Genomic DNA, 20,903 nt, shown 5'->3' on the forward strand with positions numbered 1-20,903 from the left:
CTTCCCCAGGAGCGTCGCCCCATGGCCCGTACGCTGAACCAGCCCTCCCACAAGCGCCGGCGCAGCCCCCTCCCGGCCGTCGCGGCCGGGGCCACCGCCCTCGCCCTGGCCGGCACCGGCCTCGCCCTCTTCGCCGGCGGCGCCGACGCGGCGGTCGGCAACCTCGTCACCAACGGCGGCTTCGACGGCGGGCTGGGCGGCTGGAGCTGTACCGGCGCCGCGGCCGCCGTCTCCTCGCCGGTCCACTCCGGCACCGGCGCGCTGCAGGCCACCCCGGGCGCCGGCGACACCGCCGAGTGCTCCCAGACCATCAGCGTGCTGCCCAACACCAGCTACACGCTGAGCGCGTGGGTCCAGGGCCCGTACGTCTACCTCGGTGCGCGCGGCACCGGCGGCACCGACCCGTCCACCTGGTCGAACCAGACCGGCTGGAACCAGCTGTCCACCACCTTCACCACCGGGGCGAACGCCACCAGCGTCACCGTCTACCTGCACGGCTGGTACGGCCAGGGCGCCTACCTCGCCGACGACGTCGCACTGATCGGGCCCGGCGGCACCGGCACCCCGTCGCCCACCGCGACCCCCACCCCCACGCCGACCGCGACGGCCACCGCGACCCCGACGGCGACGCCCACCACGACGCCCACCCAGACCGCGACGCCGACCCCCACGGCCACCCCGACCTCCACCACCCCGCCGGCCACCGGCCTGCCCGCGCACGTGGTCACCGGCTACTGGCAGAACTTCGACAACGGCTCGACCCCGCAGCGGCTGAGCGACGTCCAGAGCGCGTACGACATCATCGCGGTCTCCTTCGCCGACGCCGTGCCGACCCAGACCGGCGCAATCAGCTTCACGCTGGACCCGGGCCTGTCCAAGGCCCTCGGCGGCTACACCGACGCCCAGTTCCGCGCCGACATCAAGGCCAAGCAGGCGGCCGGCAAGAAGGTCGTCCTCTCCATCGGCGGCCAGAACGGCGCGATCACCGTCGGGGACGCCACGGCCGGTGCCAACTTCGCCAACAGCGCCTACGCGATCATCAAGGACTACGGCTTCGACGGCGTCGACGTCGACCTGGAGAACGGCGTCCAGGCCGGTCCGCTCGGCGACGCGCTGCACGCCCTGCAGGCCAAGGTCGGCTCCGGCTTCGTGCTGACCATGGCGCCCGAGACCATCGGGATGTACAGCACCGCCGGCGCCTACTTCCAACTGGCGCTGAAGACCAAGGACATCCTGACCGTCGTCAACACCCAGTTCTACAACTCGGGCGGAATGAACGGCTGCGACGGCAAGGTCTACAACCAAGGCACCGTCGACTTCATCACCTCGCAGGTCTGCACCCACATCCAGGGCGGTCTGCGGCCCGACCAGGTCGGCATCGGCGTGCCGGCCTCGGCCAAGGCGGCGGGAGGCGGTTACGTCTCGCCGACCGTGGTGAACAACGCGCTGGACTGCCTGGCCACCGGCACCAACTGCGGCAGCTTCGTCCCGCCGGCCAAGTGGCCCACCATCCGCGGCGCGATGACCTGGTCGACCAACTGGGACGCCAACAACGGCAACGCGTTCTCCAACGCGGTCGGCCCGTTCGTCCACAAGATGCCCTGAGGCCTCAACCCCCTTCGGCGCGCCGCTCCTTGAGGGTGGGGCCCGCGCGCCGACGGCGGGGCCCGTCGTACCGCCTCCGGTACGACGGGCCCCGTCCGCCGTTGCCTGCGTCCGCCGCTGCGACTGCCCGCCGTTGCGCCCGCCCGCTACCTCGCCAGCACCGCGGTGAGCGCCCCGAGCAGCAGGAACGGGCCCACCGGGACGTCGAGTCCGCGCACCGGGCGCCGGCGGAGCAGGGCGGCGGCGGCCCGCAGCACCGCCCACAGCCCGGCGAGCACCACCGCAGCGAACAGCCCGCCGAGCACCACCGACCAGCCGTACCAGCCCAACAGTCCGCCCAGCGCGCCCCCGAGCGGGGAGTCCCCGGGCCCCAACGCCCGGGCCCAGACGGCAAGTTCGAGCACCGCCCCGATCGCCAGCGCGGCCAGCAGGCAGCGCAGCAGCACCCCGGGGCGCCCCTCGGCCAGCGCCGCCACCGCCAGCAGTGCGGCCACCCCGGCGAGCAGCGAGAGGTTCAGCCGGTGCGGCAGCCGGCGCACCCGCCCGTCCACGAAGCCGAGCGCCACCCCGAGCGCGCCCGCCCAGCCCAGCGCCCCGGCAACCGGCCCGTCCGCCGCGTACGCCACCCCGGCCGCGACCGCCGCCGCGACCGCCTCCACCGTCCCGGCGCCCGCGCCCAGCCGCCCCCGGCAGCCCGGACAGCGCCCGCTCGGCGGCAGCAGCCGCACCGCACGCCCGCACAACGGGCAGGCCCCGCACCAGGGTTCGCCCTCGGGCACGGCGAAGTAGGCGATCAGCCCGCGCAGCGGCGGAGCCGCCAGGAGACCGACCAGCACCGCCGCGGCCACGACCGGTACCACCGGCACACCCCCTCCTCGATCCGACGCACCGGCCACATCCTCCCGCGCCCGGACCGCCCGCCGGTGTGCCGTCCGTCTCGTTCCGCACACCATCGAGCCCGCATTCCTCGTGTACAGGAGCATTCCGGACATCCGGCCGCCGGTTTGAAAGGCAGCCGAATGCCCCCGCCTGCCGATCGAAGGGGGCTGCTCCGGGCGCTTTCACCCGCGCCGCAGGACACCCGACGCGGGGCCCGTCGTACCCCTAAAGTAGGCAGGCATGCAGGTCATCCAGTCCAGCAAGCTCGCCAACGTCTGCTACGACATCCGCGGCCCGGTGTTGGAGGAGGCGATGCGGCTGGAGGAACAGGGCCACCGCATCCTCAAGCTCAACACCGGCAACCCGGCCACCTTCGGCTTCGACGCGCCCCCGGAGATCCTCCAGGACATCCTGCGCAACCTCGCGAGCGCGCACGGGTACGGCGACTCCAAGGGCCTGCTCTCCGCCCGCCGCGCGGTGGTCATGCACTACGAGGACCGCGGGCTGCACGGCCTCTCCGTCGACGACGTCTTCCTCGGCAACGGCGTCTCCGAACTGATCCAGCTGGCGATGACCGCCCTGCTGGACGACGGCGACGAGGTGCTCGTCCCGGCCCCGGACTACCCGCTGTGGACCGCCTCGGTCTCGCTGGCCGGCGGCACCGCGGTGCACTACCGCTGCGACGAGCAGTCCGAGTGGTACCCGGACCTCGCCGACATCGAGGCCAAGGTCACCGACCGGACCAGGGCCATCGTGGTGATCAACCCGAACAACCCGACCGGCGCGGTCTACCCGCGCCCGGTGCTGGAGGGCATCGTCGAGATCGCCCGCCGGAACAAGCTGGTGATCTACGCCGACGAGATCTACGACAAGATCCTCTACGACGACGCCGAGCACGTCCCGCTGGCCACCCTCGCCCCGGACCTCTTCTGCGTCACCTTCAACGGACTGTCCAAGGCGTACCGCGTCGCGGGCTTCCGCTCCGGCTGGATGGTGCTGTCCGGCGACCGGCAGCGGGCCCGCAGCTACATCGAGGGCCTGACCGTGCTCGCCTCGATGCGGCTGTGCGCCAACATGCCCGCCCAGCACGCGGTGGCCGCGGCGCTCGGCGGCCGGCAGTCGATCCGCGACCTGGTGCTGCCCGGCGGCCGGCTGCTCGCCTCCCGCGACGCCGCGTACGAGCTGCTGAACCAGATCCCGGGCGTCAGCTGCGTCAAGCCCAAGGGCGCGCTGTACGCGTTCCCGCGGCTGGACCCCAAGGTCCACAAGATCAAGGACGACGCGCAGATGGTCCTCGACCTGCTGCGCTCCCAGCGCATCCTGTTGGTCCAGGGCACCGGCTTCAACTGGCCCGAGCCGGACCACTTCCGGCTGGTCACCCTGCCGCGCGCCGAGGAGATCACCGACGCCGTGACCCGCATCGGCGAGTTCCTGGGGGGCTACGCGCAGCCGTGACCCCTCCCCGGGGTGCAGCACGACGGCATTCCACGGGGTGAAGCACTACGGCCGGAGTCCCGGTCCGGACGATCTCCTTGGTCGGGGAAAGATCGTCCGGCGGAACTCCGGCCGTCCTGTCGCTCGGCGGGGCGCTCGGTTCGTGCCGCGCGACCGCCTCTCGCTCGCTGAGGCTCAGGCTCAGCCGAGGCGCGCGACCAGGCTCCGGTACTCGTCCCACAGCTCCTTCGGGGTGTGGTCCCCGAAGGTCTCCAGGTGGGCCGGCACGAGGGCGGCCTCCTGGCGCCAGATGTCGGCGTCCACGGTGAAGAGCAGGTCGAGGTCCTCCTGGGACAGCTTCAGGTCGCCGAGGTCGAAGCCGTCGACGGTCGGCAGCACGCCGATCGGGGTCTCGACGCCCTCGCCGGTGCCCTCCAGGCGCTCGACGATCCACTTGAGCACGCGGCTGTTCTCGCCGTAGCCGGGCCAGACGAACTTGCCCTCGGCGTTCTTGCGGAACCAGTTGACGTAGTAGATCTTCGGCAGCTTGGCGGCGTCCGCCTGGGCGCCGACCTTCAGCCAGTGGGCGAAGTAGTCGCCCATGTTGTAGCCGCAGAACGGCAGCATCGCGAACGGGTCGCGGCGCAGCTCGCCGACGGTGCCCTCGGCGGCGGCGGTCTTCTCGGAGGCGATGTTGGCGCCGAGGAAGACACCGTGCTGCCAGTCGAAGGACTCGGTCACCAGCGGGACGGCGGTGGCGCGGCGGCCGCCGAACAGGATCGCCGAGATCGGCACGCCCGCCGGGTCCTCCCACTCGGGGGCGATGGTCGGGCACTGCGCGGCCGGGACGGCGAAGCGGGCGTTCGGGTGGGCGGCGGGGGTGCCGGACTCGGGGGTCCAGTCGTTGCCGCGCCAGTCGGTCAGGTGCGCCGGGGGCTCCTCGGTGAGGCCCTCCCACCACACGTCGCCGTCGTCGGTGAGGGCGACGTTGGTGAAGACCGTGTTGCCCCAGAGGGTTTCGATGGCGTTGGCGTTGGTGTCCACGCCGGTGCCGGGCGCGACGCCGAAGAAGCCGGCCTCAGGGTTGATGGCGTACAGGCGGCCGTCGGCGCCGAAGCGCATCCAGGCGATGTCGTCGCCGATCGTCTCGACCTTCCAGCCCGGGACGGTCGGCTGGAGCATGGCCAGGTTGGTCTTGCCGCAGGCCGACGGGAAGGCGGCCGCGACGTACTTGGCCTCGCCGGACGGCGGGGTGAGCTTCAGGATGAGCATGTGCTCGGCCAGCCAGCCCTCGTCGCGGGCCATGGTCGAGGCGATGCGCAGCGCGTAGCACTTCTTGCCGAGCAGGGCGTTGCCGCCGTAGCCCGAGCCGAAGGACCAGATCTCCTTGGTCTCCGGGAAGTGCGAGATGTACTTGGTGCTGTTGCACGGCCACGGCACGTCCGCCTCGCCCTCGGCGAGCGGGGCGCCGACGGTGTGGACGGCCTTGACGAAGTCGCCGTCCTCGCCGAGCTGGTCGAGCACGGCCTGGCCCATGCGGGTCATCACGCGCATCGACACGGCGACGTAGGCGGAGTCGGTGATCTCGACGCCGTATGCGGCCAGCGGGGAGCCGACCGGGCCCATCGAGAAGGGCACGACGTACATCGTGCGGCCCTTCATCGCGCCGCGGAACAGGCCCTGCTCGCCCTGGAAGACCTCGCGCATCTCGGCGGGGGCCTTCCAGTTGTTGGTCGGGCCGGCGTCCTTCTCCTGCTCGGAGCAGATGTAGGTGCGGTCCTCCACGCGTGCCACGTCCGTCGGGTCCGAGGCGGCGTAGTAGGAGTTGGGGCGCTTCTCCTCGTTGAGCTTCTTGAAGGTGCCCTGATCCACCAGCAGGTCCGCGAGGCGCTGGTACTCCTCGTCGGAACCGTCGCACCACTCGATGCGGTCCGGCTGGGTGAGCTCGGCGATCTCGCTCACCCAAGCGAGCAGCTGCTTGTGGCGGGTGGGCGCGGATGCGCTGAGAGCAGAGATCTCGTACGACACGATCGCTCCGTTTCACACCATCTCGGCGAGGAGATGGCGTCGCGGGGGTCTGAGGGTGCTTGCAGCGTAGCCCCGGGCTCAAGCCCGGAACGCGGCGAAGCGTCGAAATTGACGCATCTTTTACGACAGTAAGTATGATTACTGGCGGGTAATAGGCCGCCGACATCCGGGCCGGAGTGCGCGGCGCCACACTTCAAATGCTCCAAAACGTCCAAGAGTGATGAGCGCCACTTCCATACGCACCGGTAACCTACGGACCCGTAGGTAGCCGGTAGCATGCTGCGCATGACTGCTGCTGCGCTCGCCGAGAGCCTCGCGGACGGCCCCGCCGAGAACGACGGCCCTGCCGAGAACAGGGAGAGCAAGCCGAAGTGGCGCGGGTGGCTGCACGCCGCGATGTTCCCCGCCACGGTGGCCGCCGGGATCGTGCTGATCTGCCTGGCCGACTCCACGCCCGCCAAGATCGCCTGCGCGATCTACTCGGTCAGCGCCTGGCTGCTGTTCGGGGTCAGCGCGGTGTACCACCGCTTCACCTGGGGCCCGCGCGGCGACGCCGTGCTGCGCCGGCTGGACCACGCGAACATCTTCCTGATCATCGCGGGCACCTACACGCCGTTCACGTTGCTACTGCTCAAGGGCGCGAACCAGCAGCTGCTGCTCTGGGCGGTCTGGGGCGGCGCGCTCGCCGGGATAGCGTTCCGGGTCTTCTGGGTCGGCGCGCCGCGCTGGCTGTACACACCGGTGTACCTCGCCCTGGGCTGGGCCGCCGCGTTCTTCCTGCCGGACTTCCTGCGCACCGGCGGCGTCGCCGTCCTGGTGCTGATGATCGTCGGCGGAGTGCTCTACAGCATCGGCGGCGTGGTGTACGGGCTCAAGCGACCCAACCCCTCACCGCGCTGGTTCGGCTTCCACGAGGTGTTCCACGCCTTCACCCTCGGGGCGTTCATCGTCCAGTACGTCGGCGTCTCACTGGTGGCGTACAGCACGGCCGGCTGAACCCGGCGCACCACGACGGGCGGTCGAACGGTCCACGGACCGGGCGGCCGCCCGTTCGGCCGTCCAGGGACGCTCGTACGGCGCCCGGACCTGCGGGCGGCGCGGGTACGGCGAGCGGTCGCCCGCGCCGGGCTCCGACTGCGGGGCGGAGTCGGGGCGCGCCTGCCGGGCGTCCAGCGCCTCGCGGGCCCGGCGGCAGCGCTCGCAGTGCGCGGCGTCCGGGATGCCCCGGCGCGGACGGTGCCCGGACCGGGTCGGACGGCCGTGCTGCGCACGCCAGCGGCGGCCGACGTACACCATCAGCAGCACGGTCTGGACTCCGGCGACCACCAGGACCAGCGGGGCGCCATTGATCAGATAGGCCGCGACCACGGCCAGCGCGGAGGCCACCACCACCGCCGCGCCCCACACCTGGGCCTTCGCCTTGCTGTCGTGCGTGTCGTCCGTGTCGGCCACTTCGGCTCCCCTTTCCCGGTGCCGGGCTCGTGGTCGGCTCCTGCCGCCCCACCCCTTCTCCGCTCTCGGCACGCGTCGGCCAGCACTGACCGATTGCCACATGGTATCTACCGACAGTCACTCCCCGCCGCCTCCGGGCGGCGAACGACAGATCAACGTTGCGTCAATTCCTCGTGCGCAAACAGCACTTCCAGGACACATCACGGAGCGTAACAACTCGGGAGCAGTCCAGCGTATTGACGGCATCCATCTTTTGATAGTTACTCTCATTTGAGAGAGACTTTCGCTGGAGCCCTCCTGGAGGCCAACCATGCCCATCACCGGCACCGCCACCCGAGCCGCAACCCGGGCCGCCGACCGGCGCCGCTGGCTCGCCCTGGTCGCCGTCGCGCTGAGCGTCCTGGTGATCAGCTTCGACATGACGATCCTCAACGTCGCCCTGCCCACCCTGGCCGCGCAGTTACCGGCCGACACCGGCCAACAGCAGTGGATCGTCGACGCCTACACCGTGGTCTTCGCCGCCGCGATGCTCCCCGCCGGACTGTTCGGCGACCGTTTCGGCCGCCGCCACACCCTCACCGTCGGCCTCGCCCTGTTCGGCCTCGCGTCCGCCGTCGGCATGCTCACCGGCTCCCCCACCACCCTGATCGCCGCCCGCGCCGGAATGGGCCTGGCCGGCGCACTGGTGATGCCGATGTCCCTGGCGGTGATCCCCGGCCTCTTCCCGCCCGCCGAACAGCGCCGCGCCACCGCCGTCCTGGCCGCCGCGCTCTCCGTCGGCGCCCCACTCGGGCCACTGATCGGCGGCCTCCTGCTCCGGCACTTCTGGTGGGGTTCGATCTTCGCGATCAACATCCCGCTCACCGCGATCGGCATCGTCGCCTGCGTCCTGCTGCTGCCGGAGAGCCGCAACCCGGCCGCGCCCCGGATCGACCTGCTCGCCACCGCCCTCGCCGCCACCGGACTGAGCGCGCTCACCTACGGCATCATCGAGGGCGCCGACCGGGGCTGGACCGACCCGCTGGTGCTCACCACCCTGGCCGGCTCGTTGCTCGCACTCACCGTCCTGGTGCTGCGCAGCCGACGACGGCGCGATCCGATGCTCGACCTCGCCCTGCTCGCCGACCCGACCTTCCGCTGGGCCTCCGTCGCGGCGACGCTGATCTCCTTCGTCATGTTCGGCGCCTTCTTCGTCCTGCCGCCCTACTTCCAGAGCGTGCTCGGCGCCGACGCGCTCGGCAGCGGGCTGCGGCTGATGCCGATGATGCTCGGGCTGATCGTCGCCGCCAGGCTCACCGACCCGCTGGTCGGTCGGCTCGGCGCCCGTACGGTGATCGCCCTCGGCCTCACCCTGCTCGCCGCCGCCCTGCTGTTCGGCAGCCGCACCGGCGTCGGCGACGGCTACGGGCGGGCCGCGGTCTGGCTCACCGTGCTCGGCGGCGGCATGGGGCTGGCGCTGATCACCGCCCAGGCCTGCGCGCTGGCCACCCTGCCCCAGGCCCGGGCCGGGGTCGGCTCCGGACTGCTGCAGACCTTGCGGCAGGTCGGCGGCGCGCTCGGCATCGCCGCCTTCGGCAGCCTGCTGTCCGGCGCGTACCGCGGCGCGCTGGACACCGGCGGGCTGCCGGCCGGGGCCGCGCAGCGGGCCGGGGAGTCGGTGATCGCCGCCGACGCCGTCGCCCGGGCCGGAAGCGGGGACGCGGCCGGGGGCGGAGCCGGGGACGCGACCGCCCTCAGCGCCTCCGCGCACGCCGCGTACACGCACGGCATGGGGCTGGTCCTGCTGGTCGCCGGCCTGGTCGCGGTGGTCTCGGCGGTGCTGGTCGCGGCCCGGATGCCGGGCGATCCCCAAACCGCCACCGGGGATCGCGGATAATCGGACGCATGACTCCCCAGCAGCCGACCGCGGCCCTCCCGGACGCCTCGACCAACCCGGTCCAGGCGAAACTGGAGGCGCCGCTGTCGCTGCGCGAGCGCAAGAAGCTGAAGACCCGCCAGAGCATCCGCCGCGAGGCGTACCGGCTGTTCTCCGAGCAGGGCTACGAGAACACCACCGTGGAGCAGATCGCCGCCGCCGCCGAGGTCTCCCCCTCCACCTTCTTCCGCTACTTCGCGACCAAGGAGGACCTGGTCCTCTCCGACGAGTACGATCCGGCGATGGTCGCCGCCCTGCTGGAGCGGCCCGCCGACGAACCCTTCCTGACCTCCTGCCGGGAGGCCATGACCAGCCTGGTCCGCGAACTGCTCCAGCACGAGCGCGAGGAGCTGTTCACCCGGATGCGGCTGGTCACCGAGGTCCCCGCGCTGCGCGCCGGACTCCATCGCGCCGGCAACAACCCGCAGGAGCTGTTCCTCGCCGTGCTCACCCGGCGGGCCGGCGTCGAGGAGCCCACGTACGACATGCGGGTCACCTCCGCCGTCATCGCCGCGGCCACCGCCGAAGCCCTCCTGCAGTGGGCTGCCGCCGGGGGGCGGGAGTCCATCGCGGACCTGGTCGACCACACCTTCGGCCTGCTGGAGAGCGGCTTCGCCGGGATCTGAGACCGGCGTCTGAGACTTGAGTCTGAGACCGGGCTCTGAGACCGGGGTCTGCGCCCCGGCCCCGACGGACAGGCAGCGGGGTCCGGCCGACCGGCCGGACCCCGCTCCCCCTTCACCCGCGGCGGACGCCCGTCCTCCGCCGCAGGACGGCGCCCGCGCCCACCAGCGCGGTGGCCCCCAGGGCCGCGGCCGCCGTCACGGCCGGCAGCACCGATCCGCCGCCCGCCGCCGGTTCCGCTGCGGCCACCGGCTGCGCGGCGGCGTCCACCTGGGCGGCGTCCACCTGGTAGCCGCCGCCCTTGCCCGCCCGGTCGTACGCCGACCCGGGCAGCTTGTCCCCGTACCGCTGGTGCACCAGCTGCTGGTACGCGGCCAGCGACACCCCGCCCGCGCCCACCGAACGCCGGGCCTCGTCGTCCAGCGGCAGCACCCGGCCGTCGCGCAGCACGTACCAGGCGTTGACCTGCGGCTCGCGGAAGGCGGTGCCGCCGCCGCTGTCCGCCGCCTTCGCCGCGTAGTCGCTCTCGTCGCCGCCCGAGGCGATGTTGACCACCCGCCAGGCCTCGCCCTGCCGGACCGTCCAGACCGAGGCGGTCTGCCCGTCCGCCGCTACCACCTTGCTGGCGGTGAACTCGGCCTTCGCCACCGGGGCGCCCGGCGTCCCGGCCACGAAGCCCGCGTCCAGCACGTACACCGGCACCGTGTCACCGGCCAGCCGCGGCGCCGACGCGCTCGCCGCCCGCGCCTCCTCGGCGGCACCGATGGTCAGTTGCTGGGTCGGTGGGACGCCCTTGCGGGCGAAGAAGTGACCGACCTTGTCGAGGACGGCCGGATCCCGGACCGCGCTGCGAGCCTGGTCCAGTTCGGCGGCGGGCAGCGGGGCCGGGGCGGCGGCCGCCGGAGCCTGGGCGTCGGGCTGCGCGGCCGGAGCGTCGGCGTGCGCGGCCGGGGCGAGCACCAGCGCGAGGCCGGCGGTGAGCAGGGCGCCGGCGGCGGCCCGACGGAGACTACTGAGCTCGGTCATGGTCGCCCCTCACGCGCCGATCCGGTACAGGGAGTGGGTCCACGAGAACGTGTCGTTGTTCACGTAGTACCAGTAATCCGCCCAGTTGTAGCGGTAGTTGGACGGCCACGGGTCACCCCAGTAGACCCAGTTGTTGCCGGTGTCGTAGCCGTAGAGGACGTGCATGTGCCCGCCGCCGGAGCTCCACTGGATGCGGGTCTCCATCGGCCGGTTGGCGTCCACCTCGGTCTGAACGGTGGTGTAGCGCAGATAACCCGTGACGTAGGAGCCCGGGTTGATACCGACCCAGCTCAGCCCGTTCTGCACATCGGCCAGCGTGGCCTGGCTGTTGGGGCAGCTGGAGTTGGTCGAGCGGCCGAACGCCGCGTTGCAGAACTGGTTCTGGCTGTAGCTGTAGCCGAACCAGGTCGCGATGGTGTTCCCGCTCGCCGCCCAGCACCAGTTCGTCTGCTGTTGCTGCTGCATGGTGATGTTGAGCTTCTTGAAGGTGCCGGCCAGATCGGCCGTGCTCCCGGGAGCGGCGGCCTGGCGGACCTGGTGGGGGGCCCGGTCCTGCGTGGGGGTGGCAACCGCGGGCGCCGCCACCGCGGCGGTGAGCGCCGGGCCCAGCACGCCGAGGGCGAGCACCGAGACCGCACGGCGCAGCCGTATCCGTGGAACTTGCATGGGGGAATTGCCTCCTTGCACAAGTGCAGTGAGTGCTGTGTGGGGGTGCGGTCCGGATCGCGCCCCGAGCATCGCGCCTCACCCGAGACCGGTCAACGGGCTTGGCGGAAGCCCGGGTTCAGGTGTGAACGGTCGCGATCCGGTGTGAACGAGGCCCCGGAAACCCCCGCGCACCACGGCCCGGACGGTGACAAACCGCCACTCTGATGTGAATATTCACGGTCAAAAGCCGGTCAGCCCGCTTCCCCCTCCGAGGAGGCCGCCATCCAACGCAGCGACCACCCCGACCTCGCCGCCGCCCTGCGCACCGGCCCGTTCCACCTCGCCCTGCGCACCGCCATCAGCGCCCGCGGCCTCGCGCTGCACCGGATCCGCCGCCACCTCGCCCTGCGCGGCGTCAACGTCGGCCTCACCAGCCTCAGTTACTGGCAGCAGGGCCGCCGCCGCCCCGAACGCCCCGAATCCCTGCGCGCCGTCGCCGCCCTCGAAGACGTCCTCGACCTGCCCGAGCACTCCCTCACCCGGCTGCTCGGCCCCCGCCGCGCCGCCGACACCACCCCGGCCGGCCCGCCCGTACGCCCCTACCGCGACCTCATCTCACCGGCCACCGCCGTCGACGACCTGCTCACCGCCCTCGCCGGCCCACGGGACACCGGCCTGCACACCGTCACCCACATCGAACGCATCCGCATCGGCCCCGACCGCCAACTCACCCGCCGCGACTCCCAACACGCCCTGCGCGCCCACCGCGACGGCATCGACCGCTACCTCGCCCTCTACCAGGGCGACCCGGGCAGCGACATCACCACGGTCGGCGTCCGCGCCGAGGAGAACTGCCGCCCCGGCCGCATCCGCCGCGACCAGGCTCACCACCTGCTCGCCGCCGAACTCCTCCTCGACCGCCGCCTCCGCGCCGGCGACACCCACCTGCTCGGCTACGGCTTCGACGACGCCCCCTCCCCCGACCCCAGCTGCGAGTACGTCCGCGGGTTCCACTCCGGCGCCGGCCAGTACGTCCTCCAGGTCACCTTCCACCCCGCCGCCCTCCCCGTCCGCTGCCACCGCTTCGCCCTCCACTCACCGGGCGAAGAACCGTACGAAACCGAGGAGTTGACCCTGGACGGCCACCACTGCGTCCACCTGGTCGCCACAGCGCTGCAGCCGTGCATCCTGGGGATCCGGTGGGACTGGGAGTGAGGGGGTCAGTGCGACCAGTACGGATCGGTCACCGGGTCGGTGATCACGTAGCCCCTGGCGTCGCGCGGTGTCCTGGCGAGCGGGGACACGGGCTCGTACTCGTGGGCCGGCTGGTACAGCACATTGGAGGCTTCTGCCCTGATGTTCACCAGGTAGGTCGAATCCGCCTGCGCTTTCGCGTAGAGCGTCAGGAGCGTCTCCCCGCCATCCTCGCCGATCCCCCTCAACTCTTGGATCTCATCGGAGGGATCGTTCGGTGGCGGGGGCATGCTGTTCCCGAGCGTCTTCCAGGTCCGAGCCACCTGATCCATGAGGGTCGGCAGTTTCGCCCGCGACACCACGGTCCGCGCGGTGACGATCTCGGTGACGTCCGATCGCATGCTCGGCTCGCCGTCCCAGAGATCGTGCTTCCTCATCACCTCGAAGTCGGCCCCCGCATAGGCGAGTGAAGGTGAGATCCCGTCCATGGTGGCGCGCAGGACTCGGTCGATCCGGCTCTTCGCCTCGCTCGTGCCCAATCGGCCCGGTCGGTCGGCCAGTGCCAACGGCCCGTATCCGTTGGAGAACAACACCGCACCGACGGACACCAGGACGACGAGCGACAGCACGATCGAACCGATCACCTTCCAGCGGGCCGTCATCGGCCCTCCGTCACGTGGACGTCGTCGGGCCTGCCCGAGATGATGGCGGCGATGTTGCCCAGCGAGGGGCCGCCGGTCTCCGGAGCCAGGTACTTGGTGTGCATCCCGAAGTCCACCCAGCTCCCCGACTTGCTCCAGCCGTCGACGGTGAAGCGCGTCGCCCCGAAGGAGTCGCTCGCCGGATCCCTCCCGTACCAGAGGTCGTGCGGGTCGGCTCCGATCAGCCCGCCGAAGGGCCAGGGCGCCAACTGGGTCTTCGGCGAGGGGAGCTGGGTGACCGGGTCGTTGGCGGCCGCGCCCGCCCACACATGGCCGGCGGGCATGCCCAGGTCCGCGGCGTGCTTCACGCCCACACCGGGACTGCCGATGATCACCACGTCGTCCGGCAGCGTGTAGTTCCCCTGGTGGGCGGCCATCTTCGTGGCCTGTCCGACGAGGAGCGAGCCGTAGCTGTGCCCGATCGAGGTGATGTGCGGGCACTGGCCGCTCGTGTTGGTCGCCCGGAGCCCGGTGACGAACCTCGCGTAGTCGGGTGCTCCCTTGAGCGCCCGCTCGGGCGTCGTCGCCGTGACGTCGATGTCCGGCGGGTCGTAACCGAGCCAGATGATGGACGCCACCGATCCGCCGGGTTTGACCTTCTTGTTGGCCTCCCGCCAGACGTTCAACGCGTTCTCCGCCTCGTTGGTCCCGGGCGTGGTTCCCGGCTTCGCCATACCGAGCGAGTCGGGGGTCGTGGTGATTCCGGGCACGTAGGACGAAATGTCGGTGGCGGTGTCAGGGTTGCCGAAGGACAGGATCGCGCGGCCCTGGCCCTCGGCGCCGATACCGATCAGGTAGGTGTGCGGCCGACCGTCCTTCGCCTTGGAGTCCTGATCCAGGCGGTCCCGGATGGGCTTGAGCTTTTGGAACTCCTCCTCTTCCTCCTTCGTCCGGTTCTTGCCGTCGAGTTCCTTCATCCGCTTCTCCAGGTACGCCCGGTTGACCTGGTCCCGCACCTCCGCCGGGATGCCGTCCAGGTTCCCGACCTTCTCCGGGTGGTGGTCGATGAACCACTGCCGGCCCGCCGGGTCGAGGCCGTTCCACCAGCGGTTGACCTCCGTCGGCGGCGCCCCCGCCGCCGGCATGTCCCTCAGGTACGGCGAGTTCGGCCCGTTCGCCGCCTTCTGGTCGGCCTCGGCGACCGCGAGGGTCAGGCCCGACTTTCCGGTGGCGTGCTGGGCGAAGCCCCTGAGCAGCGCGGCCAGTGCCTGGTCGGCCGTCCCCGCCTCGGTGAGGGCGGCGCCGATCCGCGTGGCGATGTCCTCGGCCGCCGTCTTCTGCTTCGCCTCCCAGCTCGCGTCCACCGGGCCGGTCGGCGCGGGCCAGCTCACCGCGCCGGTATCGCTGACGGTCAGGCCCTTCGCCGCTGCGTCGGTGAGGGCCTGCCGGAGCTTCGACTGGGCGAGGCCGAAGAGGTCGGCGTAGTCCCGCAGGGTCTGGCCGACGGTGGCCAGTTCGATGTCGGCGGCGTGCAGTTGGGTGGTCGTCGCGTCCAGCGAGGGAATGGCGGCGTCGGCGGCCGGTCCGCTCCAACCGGAGGCGTGGACCCGGTCGGTGGTTCCGCTCTTCCAGTCGGCGGTGTGCTGCGCGTACGCCTTGTGCAGCGCGTCGTAGGCGTCGCCCGCCGCGTGCAGGTCCTCCGGTTTGGCGTTCTTCAGGCTCGCCAGGGCGAGACGGTTCCCCGCTAACTTCTGATCCGGATCAGCCATGAGTGCTCCCCCCAGTACTCACCGCTACCATAGCCCACGACTGCCACAGCGACTCCGGGGGGACACAATGGCGGACGGCAACGGATTCACCGTCAAACCGGGCGAGTTGACGGCCGCCGGGAACAACGCGCTGACGGTGGCCGGGAAAGTCCCGGACGAGACCGCCAAGTTGGCGGAGCCCAGCGACAAGGCGGCCGGGAGCCTGGCGGGTTGGCAGAGCGGGGTGGCGCTGCAGGGGTGCAGCACCGCCTGGAAGACGCTGCTGGACGGGCTCTCCGGCGACATGAAGACCGCCGGCGGCAACCTGATCACCTGCGCCCAGACCTACGTGAACGCCGACCACCTGCCTGGGGCGCCCACCGCGACGGGCGTCAGCGACCCGTTCCGGACGAAGGTGATCGGCGTCCACCCCACCAAGGACGCGTAACTCCCCTACCGCGCCCGGAAGTCCACGATCAGGCAGTCCTCCACCGGCAGGTACCCGATCTGCTGGTAGATCGAGTTGCTGGTCGGGTTGGAGAGGTCGGTGTACAGCAGCACCTCCTCTGCTCCCTGGGTGAGGACGTAGGCGGAGGCGGCGGCCGTGACGGCGCTGCCGTAGCCGCGACCCCGGCGGTCGGTGGGCGTGTAGACCAGGCCGATGCGGGACATCCCGGCGAGCACCGGGGTGCTGGCGGCGAGGGCGACCGGGCGGCCCTCGTCCTCCCACAGGTGGAGTCCGCCGGCGGCGATCCGGTCGTCCACCGCCCTTGGCACGTTCGGCAGTTCGACCTTCGCCTCGGCGCCGAACTCCTGGTACCAGCGGATCGCCAGGTCACGGTCGGCCGGTCCGGCCAGTCGGTGACGGCCCGCGGGCGGCCGCGGCGGGTCGGTCAACTCGCCGAGTCGGTACAGCCGTTCGTCGACCCGCACGGACTGCTTGGTGCCGGTGGCGGCCGTCCAGGCCGCGGCGAAGGCGCGGACCGTGTCCGCCGCGCCGCCGACCCCGGTCACGGTGGTGAACCCGGGCCCGGCGGCGGCCAGTTCGACCGCCAGCTCGGCAGCCGCGGCCTCCGGCATGAAGGAGAGCCGGGGGTCGAACGGGGGCGTCTGCAGGAAGGCGCCGCCGACCGGGCCACCGTCCCGGAAATCGTCGAGGGAGGTGCTGAAAGTCCAGGTCATGGCCCATGTTCGCCCCGGCCGGCCCACACCCGCCAACGATTGTTCGCACCCCTTCCGGCTCCCCGCTCCCGCTCCCCGGTCGCTCGGCCCCCCGCTACTCGACCGCCACGCCCAGCCGCTCCGCCAACGCCGCCGCGTCGGTGGTCGGCGCGTCGCAGGCGAAGTGCCGGCACACGTACGCCGCCGGCGCCCCGCCGACCAGCGGCCGGTCCGCCAGCAGCGGCACCTCGGCGTCCGTCCCGGAGCCCGGCTCGCCCACCGCGATGACCGCCCCCGGCGCCGTCCCGAGCAGCGCGGCCCGCCGCAGCGCCGCGGTGGCCGGGTCGTCGGCCGGGCCGACCACGGCGACCTCGCGCGGCCCGTCGAGCAGCGCCTCGGCGACGGCGAGGCCCCAGCCGATGAACCGCGGCGCCCGCCCGGCGAGCGCGCCGACCACGCCGAGGGCCCGTTCGGCGGCCGTCCGGTGCCGGTCGGAGCCGGTGTACGCGGCATACGTGAGCAGCGCGCCGGCGGCGGCCGTCCAACCGGACGGGGTGGCGTTGTCGGTCGGGTCCTGCGGGCGGCGGATCAGTTTCTCGGCGTCGTCGGCGGTGTCGTAGAGCGCGCCGGAGGCCTCGTCGGTGAAGTGCTTGAGGACGGTGTCGAGCAGGCCGCCGGCGAGCTGCAGCCACTCCGCGGCGCCGGTGACGGCGTACAGCGCGAGGAAGCCCTCAGCGGTGTCCGCGTAGTCCTCCAGGACGCCCGCGTTGGCACCGGCCCGGCCGTCCCGGGAGGTGCGCAGCAGCCGGCCGTCGGGGGTGAGGTGGACGGCGAGCAGCAGGTCGGCGGCGCGTTCGGCGGCCTCGACCAGGTCGGGGCGCTCCAGCAGGGCGCCGGTCTCGGCGAGCGCGGCGATGGCGAGGCCGTTCCAGGCGGCGACGACCTTGTCGTCCCGCGCGGGCGCGGGCCGGGCCGCCCGGGCGTCGAGCATCCGGGCCCGGATCGCCTCGTACTCCGCGAATGCCTCTGCGAAGGCTCCGGTGGACTCTCCCGGCTCGGCCAGGAGTTGGAGGACGGAGGTGCCGTGCTCGAACGTCCCGTCCGCCGTCACCGAGAACAGTCGGGCGGCGGTGGCCGCGTCGGCGGGGCCGAGCAGGTCGACCAACTGCCCGGGCTCCCAGACGTAGTACGCCCCCTCGACGGAGGTTCCGGTCTCCTCGTCCAGGCTGTCGGCGTCCAGCGCGGAGGCGAACGCGCCTTCGGGGGTGCGGAGTTCGCGCAGCAGGAAGTCCGCCGTCGACAGCGCGACCCGCCGCGCGAGCTGATCGCCGGTGGCCCGCCACAGGTGCAGGTAGGCGCGCAGCAGCAGGGCGTTGTCGTACAGCATCTTCTCGAAGTGCGGCACGACCCAGCCGGCGTCCACCGAGTACCGGGCGAAGCCGCCGCCGAGCTGGTCGTGGATGCCGCCGCGGGCCATCGCCTCGCCGGTGCGGACGGCCATCTCCAGCGCCGCCTGCGAGCCGGTGCGCGCGTGGTGGCGCAGCAGGAACTCGATCACCATGGCCGGCGGGAACTTGGGCGCGCCGCCGAAGCCGCCGCGGGCCTGGTCGAACTCCCGGGTGAGCGTCACCAGCGCCTGGTGCAGGTCGGCCTCGCCGGGCGGGTTGTGGGCGCCGGCGGAGTAGACCGCGGCCCGTTCGGCGAGGTCGGCGCGGATCCGCCCGGCGACCTCCGCGACCTCCTGCCGTCGGTCCCGCCACGCCGCGTCCACGCCCTCCAGCACCTGGCGGAAGGACGGCATGCCGTGCCGGGGCACCGGCGGGAAGTAAGTCCCGAAGTAGAACGGCTCCTTGTCGGGCGTGAGGAACACCGTCATCGGCCATCCGCCCTGCCCGGTGGCGGCCTGCACGGCCTCCATGTACACGGCGTCGACGTCCGGCCGCTCCTCCCGGTCGACCTTCACCGCGACGAACCGCTCGTTCAGGTATCCGGCGAGCCCGGCGTCCTCGAAGCTCTCGTGCGCCATCACGTGGCACCAGTGAATTAGCAGAAGCATAAGTGGCAGGACGCATAGCCCACACTCAAGAGAATGGGCACGTCCCGCCGCTTGGCTTCATTGATCGCCTCCTCTCCCCATGGCCACCAATCCACCGGATTGGAGGCGTGCTGGAGCAGGTATGGCGACGTCGCGTCAGCGAGTCGGTTCATGTCGCTATCGTCCCACGACCGGAAGCATCCACCTATGCCATCCGCGCGGTAGCTCCGAGCGTCTGAAAGCCGCGAGCTCGGCCGCCCTCGCGGCCGAATGTCCGCAGCAACTCACGACGTCAGGCACGCCCGCGCAGTGGCCGTCCTCGTCGCGGACCAGAAGTCGCCTGCTACCCGGCGAGCGTGGGGCGCCCGGGGGTGCGGCGGCGGTCAGCAGAGCTCCGGTCGTCACGACCGGCGGCAGCGCGGGTACCGGCGGTGCGGGCCGGGCGGCCGTAGCGGCTCCGGCCGGCGGAGGGGTTGCGCCGTGGCCGTTCGACGACGGGGTCGGCGATCACAGTGGGGATGCCGGTGGGGGTGCGGGCGCCGGTGATGCGAGCCAGCTCCTCGCCGCCCGCACTGACCTTGGTGGTCACGGGGGTGATGGCCGCCTTGGCCATCAGGCGGGCCATCTCGCGGCGCTGGGCGGGCAGCACCAGGGTCACGACGGTCCCGGACTCGCCGGCGCGGGCGGTCCGGCCGCCCCGGTGGAGGTAGTCCTTGTGGTCGCTCGGCGGGTCCAGGTTGACGACGAGGTCCAGCCCGTCGACGTGGATTCCGCGGGCGGCGACGTTGGTCGCGATCAGCGCCGTCACCTCGCCGGAGCGAAACTGCTCCAGGGTGCGGGTGCGCTGGGGCTGGGACTTGCCGCCGTGCAGGGCCGCGGCCTTCACACCGTTCGTGAGCAGGTACTCCACCAGGCGGTCCGCACCGTGCTTGGTGTCGATGAACATGATCACCCCGCCCTCGCGGGAGGCGATGTGGGCGATCGTGGCGTCCTTGTCGAAGGACTGCACCCCCAGCACGTGGTGCTCCATCGTGCTGACAGCCGCGGTCGACGGGTCCACCGAGTGCGTGACCGGGTCATCGAGGAACCGCCGCACCAGCCGGTCCACGTTGCGGTCCAGGGTGGCGGAGAACAGCATCGTCTGACCGTCTTCGGCGACCTGCTCAAGAAGCTCGGTGACCTGGGGAAGGAAGCCCATGTCGGCCATCTGGTCGGCCTCGTCCAGCACCGTGACTCTGACCTGGTGCAGTTCGCAGTCGCCTCGCTGGATCAGGTCCTTCAACCGCCCCGGGGTGGCCACAACGACCTCCGCCCCGCGGTTCAGCAGCCGTGCCTGCCCGCCGATCGACATCCCGCCCACCACACTCGCCATCCGCAGCCGGAGAGCACGGGCAAAGGGAGTGAGCGCCTCGGTGACCTGCTGCGCCAACTCACGGGTCGGCACCAGCACCAACGCCAGCGGGCGGCGCGGCTCGGCCTTGCGCCCGGCGGTGCGGGCCAGCACCGCGAGCCCGAACGCGAGGGTCTTGCCCGAACCGGTCTGCCCGCGCCCCAGCACGTCGCGGCCTGCGAGCGAGTTCGGCAGCGTCGCCGCCTGGATCGGGAAGGGCACGGTGACGCCCTGGCGGACCAGGACCGACAGCAGCGCGTCGGGCAGGTCCAACCCCTCGAAGGACGTGACGGCCGGCAGCGCCGGGGAGGTGCTCGCCGGCATCGTGAACTCATCCCGACCGGTGGACCCTTGACGGTCGTTCATGCCAGAGGAGCGGCGGTGGGCGTTCTGATACGGGGAACGGCTGGAGCGGTTCATGCGGGAGACCTTCCTCGGAGCGGCGCGTCACGAGGAGGACTCGGCCGGCGCAGGGCGACGGCGGAAGACCGCGAGGGAACGGGCCGGGAGATGCGATGGGTGGAGCGTGGACGGGAGAACCGTGCGGCACATCACCCACCGCGTGGGGTTCGCCGCGCAAGGCGGGAGCGGAGAACCACGGAATGCGCGGCGTCACGTGGTCAGGACGCGGCGCCAGGAGCGGCGCCGTGCGTCTCGCGTGAGTGGTCGGCGGTGACGGAACCGACAGGTTCCGGACGGCCGGGTGCGTTGTCGTGCGACGTGTTGTCGTGCGATGCCGAAGGGCCCGCACTGGCATGTAAGCAGTGCGGGCCCCTCGCTGCCAGGCGGGTGCCGTGGCGGTACTACAGCGGGCGAATGTTCTCGGCCTGCGGGCCCTTCTGGCCCTGCGTGACGTCGAACTCGACCTTCTGGCCCTCGAGCAGCTCACGGAAGCCGTTGGCCTGGATGTTCGAGAAGTGGGCGAAGACGTCGGGGCCGCCACCCTCCTGCTCGATGAAGCCGAAGCCCTTCTCCGAGTTGAACCACTTCACAGTGCCATTAGCCATAAAAAATCTCCTTCAAGGGGCAGTCCGAAGCGCGCGGACCGCGGACTTCGAGTACGCCGCATGGAGAACCCGCCCGGGGAAGAGCCGGGGGAACAAAAATGCGCCCGCAACACAGG

General features: G+C 71.9%; 17 protein-coding genes and 1 pseudogene. 7 read left to right on the forward strand and 11 right to left on the reverse strand.

The window, feature by feature from the left end; genetic code table 11:
• Positions 1–21 precede the first annotated feature (21 nt).
• Positions 22–1,605, forward strand: coding sequence for a chitinase (locus BX285_RS02350; RefSeq protein WP_121174337.1), 1,584 nt, complete (start codon positions 22–24; stop codon positions 1,603–1,605).
• 146 nt (positions 1,606–1,751) lie between these two features.
• Here the strand turns inward: BX285_RS02350 and BX285_RS02355 are convergent, their stop codons facing one another.
• Positions 1,752–2,471, reverse strand: coding sequence for a prepilin peptidase (locus tag BX285_RS02355; protein ID WP_121174338.1), 720 nt, complete (start codon positions 2,469–2,471; stop codon positions 1,752–1,754).
• Positions 2,472–2,724: 253 nt separating this feature from the next.
• On the opposite strand from BX285_RS02355, the gene BX285_RS02360 reads away from it, so the two are divergent.
• Positions 2,725–3,939 (forward strand): pyridoxal phosphate-dependent aminotransferase, encoded by a 1,215-nt coding sequence (locus BX285_RS02360; RefSeq protein WP_121174339.1) that lies wholly within the window; start codon positions 2,725–2,727, stop codon positions 3,937–3,939.
• 180 nt (positions 3,940–4,119) lie between these two features.
• On the opposite strand, the gene BX285_RS02365 is transcribed toward BX285_RS02360, so the two are convergent.
• Positions 4,120–5,946, reverse strand: coding sequence for a phosphoenolpyruvate carboxykinase (GTP) (locus BX285_RS02365; RefSeq protein WP_097236440.1), 1,827 nt, complete (start codon positions 5,944–5,946; stop codon positions 4,120–4,122).
• Positions 5,947–6,231: 285 nt separating this feature from the next.
• Here BX285_RS02365 and BX285_RS02370 point away from each other — a divergent pair, with 285 nt between their 5' ends.
• Entirely contained in the window at positions 6,232–6,942 is a 711-nt protein-coding gene (locus BX285_RS02370) for a hemolysin III family protein (RefSeq protein ID WP_097240036.1), read from the forward strand.
• Here BX285_RS02370 and BX285_RS02375 read toward each other — a convergent pair.
• Positions 6,913–7,398 (reverse strand): hypothetical protein, encoded by a 486-nt coding sequence (locus tag BX285_RS02375; protein ID WP_121174340.1) that lies wholly within the window; start codon positions 7,396–7,398, stop codon positions 6,913–6,915. The two genes, BX285_RS02370 and BX285_RS02375, sit on opposite strands and share 30 nt — an antisense overlap.
• 310 nt (positions 7,399–7,708) lie before the next feature.
• On the opposite strand from BX285_RS02375, the gene BX285_RS02380 reads away from it, so the two are divergent.
• Both BX285_RS02380 and BX285_RS02385 read left to right on the forward strand, forming a co-directional pair.
• Complete coding sequence (locus tag BX285_RS02380) at positions 7,709–9,274, forward strand: MFS transporter (RefSeq protein ID WP_121174341.1); 1,566 nt, start codon at positions 7,709–7,711, stop codon at positions 9,272–9,274.
• A gap of 8 nt (positions 9,275–9,282) precedes the next feature.
• The gene (locus tag BX285_RS02385; protein ID WP_121174342.1) at positions 9,283–9,939 is read left to right on the forward strand and encodes a TetR family transcriptional regulator; all 657 of its coding nucleotides are present in this window, start codon (positions 9,283–9,285) and stop codon (positions 9,937–9,939) included.
• A gap of 112 nt (positions 9,940–10,051) precedes the next feature.
• Here BX285_RS02385 and BX285_RS02390 read toward each other — a convergent pair whose 3' ends face one another.
• Together BX285_RS02390 and BX285_RS02395 are read right to left on the reverse strand one after the other, a co-directional pair.
• Positions 10,052–10,963, reverse strand: coding sequence for a hypothetical protein (locus tag BX285_RS02390; protein WP_121174343.1), 912 nt, complete (start codon positions 10,961–10,963; stop codon positions 10,052–10,054).
• A gap of 9 nt (positions 10,964–10,972) precedes the next feature.
• Positions 10,973–11,629 (reverse strand): papain-like cysteine protease family protein, encoded by a 657-nt coding sequence (locus BX285_RS02395; protein WP_121174344.1) that lies wholly within the window; start codon positions 11,627–11,629, stop codon positions 10,973–10,975.
• Between the two features lie 264 nt (positions 11,630–11,893).
• Here BX285_RS02395 and BX285_RS38085 point away from each other — a divergent pair, with 264 nt between their 5' ends.
• Positions 11,894–12,826: a hypothetical protein gene (locus BX285_RS38085; protein WP_097236446.1), complete on the forward strand. Its 933-nt coding sequence runs from the start codon at positions 11,894–11,896 to the stop codon at positions 12,824–12,826.
• Between the two features lie 5 nt (positions 12,827–12,831).
• Here BX285_RS38085 and BX285_RS02405 read toward each other — a convergent pair whose 3' ends face one another.
• Both BX285_RS02405 and BX285_RS02410 read right to left on the reverse strand, forming a co-directional pair.
• Positions 12,832–13,467, reverse strand: a complete 636-nt coding sequence (locus tag BX285_RS02405; RefSeq protein ID WP_121174345.1) for a hypothetical protein — start codon at positions 13,465–13,467, stop codon at positions 12,832–12,834.
• Positions 13,464–15,215, reverse strand: a complete 1,752-nt coding sequence (locus BX285_RS02410) for an alpha/beta hydrolase (RefSeq protein WP_121174346.1) — start codon at positions 15,213–15,215, stop codon at positions 13,464–13,466. Before BX285_RS02410 ends, BX285_RS02405 begins: the two co-directional genes overlap by 4 nt.
• A gap of 67 nt (positions 15,216–15,282) precedes the next feature.
• On the opposite strand from BX285_RS02410, the gene BX285_RS02415 reads away from it, so the two are divergent.
• Positions 15,283–15,642 carry a hypothetical protein gene (locus BX285_RS02415; RefSeq protein ID WP_097236449.1) on the forward strand — a complete coding sequence of 120 codons (360 nt, stop codon included), beginning with the start codon at positions 15,283–15,285 and terminating at the stop codon, positions 15,640–15,642.
• Positions 15,643–15,647: 5 nt separating this feature from the next.
• Here the strand turns inward: BX285_RS02415 and BX285_RS02420 are convergent, their stop codons facing one another.
• The 4 genes and pseudogenes from BX285_RS02420 to BX285_RS02435 all read right to left on the reverse strand — a co-directional run bounded on the left by BX285_RS02420 (position 15,648) and on the right by BX285_RS02435 (position 20,787).
• Positions 15,648–16,376, reverse strand: a complete 729-nt coding sequence (locus BX285_RS02420) for a GNAT family N-acetyltransferase (RefSeq protein ID WP_121174347.1) — start codon at positions 16,374–16,376, stop codon at positions 15,648–15,650.
• 94 nt (positions 16,377–16,470) lie between these two features.
• Positions 16,471–18,563, reverse strand: a pseudogene (locus BX285_RS02425) (thioredoxin domain-containing protein).
• Positions 18,564–18,733: 170 nt separating this feature from the next.
• Positions 18,734–20,200, reverse strand: coding sequence for a DEAD/DEAH box helicase (locus tag BX285_RS02430; RefSeq protein WP_121174348.1), 1,467 nt, complete (start codon positions 20,198–20,200; stop codon positions 18,734–18,736).
• Positions 20,201–20,583: 383 nt separating this feature from the next.
• On the reverse strand, positions 20,584–20,787 hold the full coding sequence (locus BX285_RS02435) for a cold-shock protein (protein WP_097236452.1): 204 nt from the start codon (positions 20,785–20,787) through the stop codon (positions 20,584–20,586).
• Positions 20,788–20,903: the final 116 nt, after the last annotated feature.

The organism is Streptomyces sp. 1114.5 (assembly GCF_003635085.1).
Classification (GTDB): Bacteria; Actinomycetota; Actinomycetes; order Streptomycetales; family Streptomycetaceae; genus Kitasatospora.